This window comes from uncultured Senegalimassilia sp. (genome assembly GCF_934632265.1).
Lineage (GTDB): Bacteria > Actinomycetota > Coriobacteriia > Coriobacteriales > Eggerthellaceae > Senegalimassilia.
In genome coordinates this window covers 1-3,440 of record NZ_CAKTYH010000161.1, presented here as the reverse complement: position 1 = coordinate 3,440, position 3,440 = coordinate 1, and the positions used below count along the sequence as shown (strand labels likewise).

Here is a 3,440-nt window from a genome sequence, read left to right as displayed (position 1 = left end):
CGACGTTCGCCGTGTCCTCGGCCAGCTTGCCGTCGCGCAGGCGCAGCACGCGGTGCGCCATGTGCTTGATCGCATCGTTGTGCGTGACGATGACCACGGTGCACCCGTAGTCGCGGTTCACGTCCTCCATCAGCTCCAAGATCTCCTTCGACGTCTGATAATCCAGCGCGCCGGTGGGCTCGTCGCACAGCAAAAGCCCGGGATTTTTCACCAACGCGCGGCCGATGGCGCAGCGCTGCTGCTGGCCGCCCGAAACCTGGCGGGGGAACTTCGCGCGATGCTCGTAGAGCCCAAGCGAGCGCAACAGGTCGTCGATAGGCAGGGGGTTTGCGGAAAGATGCGCCGTGACCTCGATGTTCTCGCGGATGGTCAGGTCGGGTACCAGGTTGTAGAACTGGAAGACGAAGCCGAGCTTGTCGCGGCGATACTCGCCGAGCTGCTTGGGCGTCAGGCTGGTCAGCTCCGTGCCACCAACGCTGATCGAGCCGCTATCGGTGGCCTCCAGGCCGCCCACCAGGTTCAAAAACGTCGATTTGCCGCTGCCCGACGGGCCCAGCAGCACGCAGATCTCGCCTTTGTTCACGGTGGTGGTGACGTCGTGCAGCACCGTGGCGCGCGCCTCGCCTTCGCCGTAGTGCTTGCACAGGTCGCTGACCTGCAGGTATGGCGTGGGGGAGGAAGCGGTGTCGGCGGCGTGGCTGGTGGATGTCGCCCTGCTGGTTGCCGTAGGGCTCGCTTCGGTTGCGTGCGAGTTAAGACCGGCAGTGCCGGTTGCGGTTGTGGGGTTCTTTCCCATGTCGCGCTCCTTCGCGGTATGCGGGAGCCCCGCGAGCGCCGGTCGCACCCGCAAGGGACCGCAGTATAGTTTTCCAAGGAAAACTATATACCACAAGTTCACCACAGGTTACAAGATGAGAAGAGAAAAGGTGCTCGCAGAACGGTCGTTCTGCGAGCACCCAAAAGAGCGCATGATCGCGCGGGTTATGCGCTGCCGCCTTTGCCTTCGTCGTCGGATTCCGGCGCTTCGGGCTCGGGCTGGGCGATGCCCACGGTACCGCCCGCGGTCCACGAGATCGGGGCGTTCGCCGTCGGCGCCTTGGGCGCATGCGCCCCGCGTGCGGCGGGATTCGCCTGCTGCACCTGCGCCTGCATCGGCACGCCAGCCGCCTGCGCCTGCATCGGCACGCCAGCCGCCTGCGCCTGCATCGGCACGCCAGCCTGCGGCACGCTAGTCGCCACCGCCTGCGCACCCGTGCCGCCAGCCGCAGCCTGCGCACCCGCCCCCGCAACCTGTACGGGCGCCATGGCCCCGGTGCGCGCGGCGCGCGGCATCTCGGCGTCGGGCGCGGCCTTGCCGGTGAGCTTGCGGTGCAGGTCCATGCGGATGGACGCATATTCGCTGACCAGCAGCACCAGCAGGATGCACATGACGATCAGATAGCCGATCACGGCGCCGGGCAGCCCCGTGAAGTTCACCAGCAGCACGGGCACGAACAGGCTGAACCCGAACGTGATCAGGTACAGCTTGGTCACGGCGCGCTGGCGGCGCAGCACGGTGATCACCTGGTATAAAAACTCGATGCCGGCCGTGACGCCGCCCGCCGCCAACATCACGAAGCACAGACCGCGGTACTGCTCGAAGTCGATGCCGTACAGGAAGCTCATGACTGCCAGGCCGAACCAGCTCATGGCGCCTGCCACCACCACGGTGATGCCCACGATGACCACGAACATCACCACGATGATCAGGTCGAACTTTTTGCGCTTGGCAGGGTCCGCCCAGGCGTTGGCCATCTTCAGCAGCATGGGCTTGTAGATGAAGCCGCTGGTCAGCAGGATGGCATGCGCGGGGAAGTACAGCGCGTTGTAGTACAGCTGGTTGTCGTAGGACAGCACGCCTTCCATGACGAACTTCGGCATGTTGTCGATAAGGTTGTACATGAACAGCGCCACGAACAGCGGGAAGCACTGCTTGAGCAGGCCTATCACGCGCTTGGCGTTCGCGCTGCGCGATTTCGGCGTCTCAAGCTGCGCCAACGGGAACGTGAGCACTACGAACGTGAGCGCGGCGATGACGGCCATGACGATGCTCGACACGCCCACGTTGCGCGTGATGAGCAGCGCAAGCGAGAACCCGATAAGCGCCGCGGCGGACCTGAACGCCTGCGAGATGCCGGCAAGGTAGAGCTTGTCCACCTGTTGCAGGCGGCCCTCGTACACGTCGGCCAGGGCATCGACGGCCTTGTAAAGGTATACGCCCAGGCTCATCAGCCACATCTGGTCGGTATATCCGCGCAGCTTGCAGTACGTTATGCCCGCGACCAGCATGATGACCACGGTAAGCACGCGGTTGACCTGGTAATCGGCGAACGAATACTCCTCGTCAAGGTCGGACGCCTGGAAGTTGCGCACGCCGTAGTTGCCCACGAACATGAGCAGCAGCGCCGTGACGAAGGCCAGCGAGAACATGCCGGCCTGCTCGGCGCCGGCCAGCTGCGTGACCACGATGGTGAGCACGGGGAACACCATGCCCCATAGGCCCACGCCCACCGTGTTCCACACGTAGTCGCGCGTGGTGCGCCCGGAGGCGTACTCGGCTTCCTGCTCGGCCAGGCCGTCGCCGCTCACGGCGCCCAGCACGCGCGAGCACCAGGCTTCCACCTTGCGGGTGACGAAGCTCTTCTTGCGGGGCTTGCCGTTGCGGGAGCGTTTGCCGTGCTTGCCGCGCGGCATGGTCTCGGTGGGCTGGCCGCCCGGCATGGCGGCGGTAGCCTGCTGTCCGGGAATGGCCTGCGTGGGCTGCTGGCCGAAAACGGCTTGCGTCTGCTGGGTATCCCACCCGTTGCGTACCTGCTGCGCGTTGCGCGCGCGGCCATGCTTGCTGCGCCGCGCGCCACCGATGGCTTCGGTGGGCTGCTGACCTGGGATAACTTGCGTAGCCTGCTGACCTGGGATGGCCTGGGTTGGCTGTTGTCCGGGAATGGCCTGGGTCGTTGCGGCCGATTGCGCGGCTTGCTCGGCGACGGCGGCCGCGCGCTGGCGCTGGGCCGCGGCGCGTTGCTCCTCGCGCACGTTGCGCGGGGCTGTGGGGTAAGGGCTTTCGGCGGCATTGAGCTGCACGCGTTCCAAATCGGGACGCTGTGCGGCATGCTTGCCCGCTGAGGAGCCGGTATGTTCGTAGTTGTTCATCCGACATATTATAGTGAGGTCGCCCGAAGCCGGCCGACCCTGCGTTCGATATTCACAGCACAAGCACCCCGCCGATGCCATGCCGTAACTTGCCGCTCGCCGTCGTTTATGCATCGCTCCCCGCATGCGCGATGTACGTCGCTTATCTCCCGAATACGCGCTGCATCATCCCCATGAACAGACGATATGCCCATCGAGATGGCAGCAAGATAGGAAGCCTCGCTGTTGTTGATTCATATGCGCCTTCGTCG

2 protein-coding genes are annotated in these 3,440 nt (G+C 65.0%); both read right to left on the bottom strand.

Annotation, left to right across the window (positions count from 1 at the left end; genetic code table 11):
- Positions 1 to 796: ABC transporter ATP-binding protein (locus Q0H50_RS08940; RefSeq protein ID WP_294421577.1), on the bottom strand; the 796-nt coding region annotated here is incomplete at its 3' end.
- Between the two features lie 185 nt (positions 797 to 981).
- The gene (locus Q0H50_RS08935) at positions 982 to 3,189 is read right to left on the bottom strand and encodes a hypothetical protein (RefSeq protein WP_294421574.1); all 2,208 of its coding nucleotides are present in this window, start codon (positions 3,187 to 3,189) and stop codon (positions 982 to 984) included.
- Positions 3,190 to 3,440 lie beyond the last annotated feature (251 nt).